General features: G+C 38.1%; 3 protein-coding genes and 1 pseudogene. 3 read left to right on the top strand and 1 reads right to left on the bottom strand.

The annotated features are described in order from the left end of the window. Positions 1-195 (top strand): annotated as a pseudogene (locus tag SAGCYANO_RS09345) (iron reductase); the annotation flags it as partial. A gap of 325 nt (positions 196-520) precedes the next feature. Next, entirely contained in the window at positions 521-1,909 is a 1,389-nt protein-coding gene (locus SAGCYANO_RS09340; protein ID WP_202219816.1) for a WD40 repeat domain-containing protein, read from the top strand. 929 nt (positions 1,910-2,838) lie between these two features. Here the strand turns inward: SAGCYANO_RS09340 and SAGCYANO_RS09335 are convergent. Further along, on the bottom strand, positions 2,839-3,888 hold the full coding sequence (locus SAGCYANO_RS09335; protein WP_202219815.1) for a low specificity L-threonine aldolase: 1,050 nt from the start codon (positions 3,886-3,888) through the stop codon (positions 2,839-2,841). Between the two features lie 2,036 nt (positions 3,889-5,924). On the opposite strand from SAGCYANO_RS09335, the gene SAGCYANO_RS09330 reads away from it, so the two are divergent. Continuing rightward, the gene (locus SAGCYANO_RS09330; protein ID WP_202219814.1) at positions 5,925-6,413 is read left to right on the top strand and encodes a GNAT family N-acetyltransferase; all 489 of its coding nucleotides are present in this window, start codon (positions 5,925-5,927) and stop codon (positions 6,411-6,413) included. The last annotated feature ends 33 nt before the right edge of the window (positions 6,414-6,446 follow it).

The raw sequence follows: 6,446 nt of genomic DNA, 5'->3' as shown, positions 1-6,446 counted from the left end.
TGGAAGAAATTACATCAATTAACATATTTTGCCATGTTTATTTTAGTCTGGCACGTCATATACACAATGTGGGGTCATTGGAGCCATATCACCCCATTAGGAGTAATAGGAATTACTGGCATCACAATTTTATTTATTGCTAGAAAACTAATAGAGCGCAACAAAAAATCAGCAAAAATAAAAGCCGAAAATTAAACCAAAAGTAAAAATTGGTGTTGGTGCATTCTAATGGTTGTGCATTGCATTATTTTTATTACGAGAACAGTGGGAGCATCTTGCTCCCGTACCAAGCATCCCTTGCTCCCGTACCAAGTATCCCTTGTTCCTTGTATACCATTACTATGCAAGACTACCTAAAAATTATAGGACTTACGCATGAACGCTATTGGTAGGGTGTGTTAGCGCTAGCGTAACGCACCAAAGTCCTATATTCCTATATATAGTGCCTTTGTATAATTCCTGCAATAGCAAAAATTAATCATCAACTTTTCCAAATTAAGAAATATCAGGATTAAAATCTATGCTAACCCCACAACAGTTCCGTCAATATGCCACAATAATAGCAGCAACTACTCTAACAAATATTAGTGGATTGTGGTTGTGGCGATCGCTTTCAACACCAACTACAAACTTGACTCAGGAACCAGAAAAAACAACCCTACCCTCCCTTACTCTTTCCGGACACAAAGGATGGATATATGCAGTTGCTATCAGTCCAGATGGCAAAACCATGGCCAGCAGCGGTTATGATGGCACGATCAAAATTTGGAATTTCAGCAATGGTCAGTTGCTCAATACCATAGATGCTCACAAAGATGCCATCGAATCTCTTGCCATTAGTTCAGATGGAAAAGTCCTCGCCAGTGGTAGTTGGGATAACCGCATCAAACTTTGGCATCTTGCCAATGGCAAACTCATTCAAACCCTCGAAGGTCATACCGATGATGTCAAAGCTATAGCTATTAGCGTTGATGGTCAGACTCTTGCTAGCGGAAGTTATGATGGCACGATCAAAATTTGGAATCTTAAAACTGGATCTGTTGAGCGGAATTTTAAACATTCCAGCTCCATCACATCTTTAGCATTTACTCCAGATGGAGAAATGCTCGCTAGTGGGAGTAAAAATGGTCAAATCAAAACTTGGCAGGTGAATACAGGTAAACCACTCCACTCATTAGCAGCACATAACAACACAGTTTGGGCGATCGCTTTTAGTCCTGATGGTAAAATCCTTGCTAGTGGGAGTCAAGACCAAAAAATCAAGTTATGGCAGGTAGAAACTGGTCAACTTCTATGCACCCTAGACGGACATGACAAAGCAGTTTTATCTGTTGCCTTTAGTCCCGATAGTCAGACTCTTGCTAGTAGTAGTTACGACAGAAAAATTCATCTGTGGGACGTAGATACAGAAGAACTATTAAAAACATTAAAAGGTCATGCTAAACCTGTTTGGTCTGTAAAATTTAGCCCTGATGGACAAACTCTTGCCAGTGGGGGTGCCGATCAAACAATTAAACTGTGGTCTATGTCTGCTTTGAGTAAAAAACAGTTACAGAATACAACTGCCTCATCTGCTGTGGTAGAAGTTGTTGCATCAGAGATTACCGATCAAGCTAAGTTAGAGGAGTTAAATCAAAAATTGTATGACAAAATTGACCAAAGTTGGGAACAAACACCAGTATGGTACGAAGATTTACTTTTTTGCATAACAGTTAACGTTGATGGAGCGATCGCCAAATTAGAAACTATGAATGAACCTGCTAATAAGTATGCAGAGCAAACGCCTTTACCCAAGTTATTGAATACTGCTAAATCTGAAATTACCGAGCAGAAGTCTGTTGCTTTATTCCGAGTAGTGATGACTCCAACAGGTGTACTTGAAGTTAGTCCTTGGTCTGGTTGGTTATAGTTTGAATAGCTTTGGGTGGGCAATTTTTTGAATCAGGACTTACGCAAATTAACCTTAAAAACGCCATATGTAGGGGTGCCATTCGGAGCTTTGCATTAGCAAACAGTACCGAAGAAATACTGAAATTATATTTACTTTTCTTCTTCCCTCCTGACTCCTGACTCCTGACTCCTGACTCCTCGCTAAGTTATTCAGGACTTACGCAAATTAACCTTGAAAAGGCTATATGTAGGGGCGCCATTCGGAGCTTTAGTGCCTGTGCGTAAGTCCTGTTATTATACAGAGGTTTTCATTTCGGTAGACCACAGTAGGGACGTTCCATGGAACCTCCCTACAGGGTTTTGATTGTGAAGATGTGCTTCATCAATATGAAAAGCGCTTTCAACAACTAATAATGAATAATGAATAATTAATAATTACCTCTCCTTGAAACGGATAGGATTGACAAATTCATGAAAATTTTTCTTCTCTTGGTCGATTGGATATGGCGCAGGTTTCGGAGCCATCCCATCCTAACGGACTGCTCCGCAAACGACCGCTTATTATCCCCGATCAAGGGGAGGCGCATACCCACAATTTTTCGGTAAGTATTCAACCGAACATGATATAATATATAGCACTATGCAAATAGGTTAGGGCAATTATAAACGCTCAAACTCAATCAGGAATTACTTCTGACTTGCGCGTAGCACAGAGGTCTATTAGACATCTCCATAAATTACACATATAGATCATTTTTTGTGTCTTGTTTCAGAAATTTTCTTCCCTGTTGCCTGTTGCCTCACAGGAGTGCGCATTCCCTCTCTTGGTCAGCATTCCGCAAGCGAGCTGGCGTCGTCGCGGGGTCTGACCGCTTGCGTCTGACGCCGACGCGGGGTCGCACCGCTCTTGCCTACTTCTGCAAAAAGTCTATTCTTTCTCAGAGATTTCTATTCCGTCACATTAACTACAGAATGAGACCGAATACTTGCTAAAAAAGCATCTACATCTTCACCCCTAGTATTAAAAGTAGTTACAAGTCGAATTATGGGTAAAGTTGCCTGCTGCCAAACATAAAACTGAAAACCATCAGCTATCAAACCACTAACCACAGACCCAGGAATTTCTACAAAAATTTCATTTGCCTCCACTGGATGACATAACCTGGCAACAGGACAATTGACCAAACCTTGCGCTAATTTTGTAGCCATTCGGTTAGCATTGCTAGCATTTTTCAACCATAAATCATCAGTAATGTAAGCTTCTAACTGAGCTGACAAATATCGCATTTTTGAGAATAAATGCCCACTGCGTTTACGACGGTAGCCAAAAGTTTTTGCTAATTCTTGATTAAAAAAGACTACTGCCTCCGCTGCCATCGCTCCATTTTTAGTTGCCCCAAAACACAATACATCCACCCCCGCTCGCCAAGTTATATCTGCTGGCGCACAACCCAAACTATCAACAGCATTAGCAAAACGCGCTCCATCCATATGTAGATAAAGATTACGATCGTGAGTTAATTTAGCTATTTCACCTATATCTTCTGGTAAATAGACTGTTCCCGCTTCTGTCGCTTGGGTAATACTAACCGCTGCTGGTTGAACATGATGCACTATACCAATACCAGCTTTTTCTAGTGCTGTTGCTAAGTCAGAAGGATTAATTTGAGCATCTGTACCACCGAGCGTCACCAGTTTCGCACCACCCGTATAAAATTCTGGGGCACCACATTCATCTACATTAATATGAGATTCCGCATGACAATAAATAGCTCCATAAGGAGGAGCGATCGCTGATAAAGCAAGAGCATTAGCAGCAGAACCCGTAGCAACAGGGAAAATTGTCACAGGAGTTTCAAATAATTTTGAGAATTTAGCTTCCAAGCGTTGTGTGCATTCATCTGCACCATAAGGCATCGCAGACCCCTCATTGGCAGCTATCAAAGCAGCCATAATTTCTGGGCATACCTCAGTGACATTATCACTACAAAAGTTCATGTTTCCCATATTGTTAACTTGATTTTGCTAGAAGGACTAATATCAAATTCAAAAAAGGTATAGCAATATGATTTGAGTTGTGAGATATTGAAAACTTTTAGGGAACAGGGAACACCGGATCTGGGAACAGAGAAGAAGAAAAAAAAGTAACCGCTCAATAATCCGGGGTAAATCTGTAAATGGCAAGCCTCAAATGGCGTAAAATCATTCCTAAACTGATAGTCCGCCCCCATTTATTGAGCAGATACGAAAAAAACATATCATATGAATATAATAATTGCTATATTCTATACTTTTAAGGAATATCTCAATTCTCACAACTCATTCCTGATTGCTATAGTTACATCTTAATCTATATTTTTGCCCTTAAGTCTCACTTAAGTCTCAAATTTTATCACTCACAGATATTGTAAATATTTAATCTTATTTTCTCTTTTTTCATATACTTCTGTTCCTCTATAACCTACGGATGTTGCAGACAACGCTCCTACTACTCCCTATTCACTCTTCTATGAATGTAGCAATATTTTATGAAATTTGTTAGGACTTACAGCGGTTTTCATTTCAGTAGACCACAGTAGGGGCGTTAACGATAGTTATGCGAAGCAAATGGCATTTGCGTTCCGCAGAGCTGCCGCTTTACATGTCGCGGAGCGTTAACGGAGTTATGCGGTAGCAAAACGCCCTTACAGGGTTTTCGTTATGAGGATGTGGTTTATCCATCAGCAAAAGCGCTATATGTAATAGAAAGTATTTCCGTCATTGCAACCGACAGGGTTTGCGTAGCATTCCGTAGGAAAGAGCTTCTTTCAATTGAAACTTAATTCTATACACAAACGATATTACCGGAGATTATATTAAGAGAGTGTTTGTCAAATCAATATTAATTAATATTAGATTCCGTAGGGTGCGAAGCGCATAGTGTTTGTCAAATTAATATTAGATAAATATTAGTTAATATAAAATAAATATTAGATTGCGTAGGTTGCGAAGCATATATAAATAATATCAAATCCGGTAGCATCGGTGTTATTCAGTATTTAGAGATTAGAGATAAGAGTTTATATTGTAGGGGCGAATGGCCATTCGCCCTTACGCATTGTATGAAAATCGACGGAATTATATTACTCCGAAGCCAACGGATTTAATATAACGCACTATCCCACAGTAGGTAATGCGATCGCAAAGCAGAACGGAGTTCTATCCTTATATCATGTCCACCTGAATACTTATTAAATAATACCAAATTCAAAAAAGGTCATTACAGTATTAATCTCTAAATTCCGACCAGCAGAGAAAACCACTGTAGCAATATTTCATGAAATTAGTATAACACAACACCAAATATTAATAACTGCTCATCAATAGTTATTATTAATTATATATATATAGTAAAAATTACATACAAAAAAACTTTTCATATAAAATTATAGCTAATTCAATTTGTTATCAAATCTTGACACAACTTACGAAAAAACATCCGATCAGTATATTGATAATTAGAAAAAGAGTGATATTATACAAAATAGTTAAGAAATAAACCTCAACTATTACTAGCTTTCAAATTTTGGAGGTAAGTAAAATAATCTACAATCAAAACAGCACTCAAAAAATCTAAAATAACCTAAATATATTTATTAGTTTTATCTCTCTTTAAGTATAAAAAGGTTAAGATAGAGATAAAAATTAGTCCAAAAATATATTTAATCGAAACAAAAATAGGCAAAAGTAAAAATTATTTATCTTTTCTTTTGCGGGTTTAATACCCCACCGTCAACAGCGGTGCTGAAAATTTTTTGGGGTTATAAGACACGAAGTGGCCGGTCGTTGACTCTCCATAAGCAATTAGACCTTCTGCCTTCTTCTATGGCCAAAAAATAAGGTCTCAAGCCTCCCCTTTCAAGGGGATGAAAAAAAATCAACTTCCGTATTTCAAGCCTATGACTTCAGTGGTCAGTACTGATAACTGATAACTGATAACTGATAACTGATAACTGAAATAACTCCTATTGAAATTTATAGAGAGCTAACTCAACATGGAAAACACTACCAGAGATTATCGTCATATACAATTCTGCGAAGGTAACTCAAAAGTAGATATTGTCCAACTGATGGCTTTATTTGATTCCGCAGCAGTATGGGCAAAAAATAGAAAAATAGAAGATTTAGAAATAGCCATTACAAACAGTAACCCAGTCGTGAGTGTATGGGATAGCCAAAAAATGATAGGTTTTGGTCGTGCTACATCAGACTGCGTATACAGAGGAACAATTTGGGACATAGTCATTCACCCAAACTATCAAGGTGGAGGACTAGGACGCAAATTAGTTCAAACAATTTTAAGTCATCCAAGAATGTGCCATGTAGAACGAGTCTACCTAATGACAACCTACCAACAGGATTTCTACAAACGCATAGGATTTCAATACAACCAAACCACAACAATGATATTGCACAATCAACCAATGGAAGGAGAAATAGAATTAACAACTAGAAATAAAGCATTACTACTTGCTCAAAAGTAACACAAAATTTTAGCTAAGAACTCTCAATTGTTT

This window comes from Okeania sp. KiyG1, assembly GCF_014132355.1.
Lineage (GTDB): Bacteria > Cyanobacteriota > Cyanobacteriia > Cyanobacteriales > Microcoleaceae > Okeania.
The sequence above is the reverse complement of the archived record's forward strand: the minus strand, read 5'-3'. Positions and strand labels throughout refer to the sequence as shown.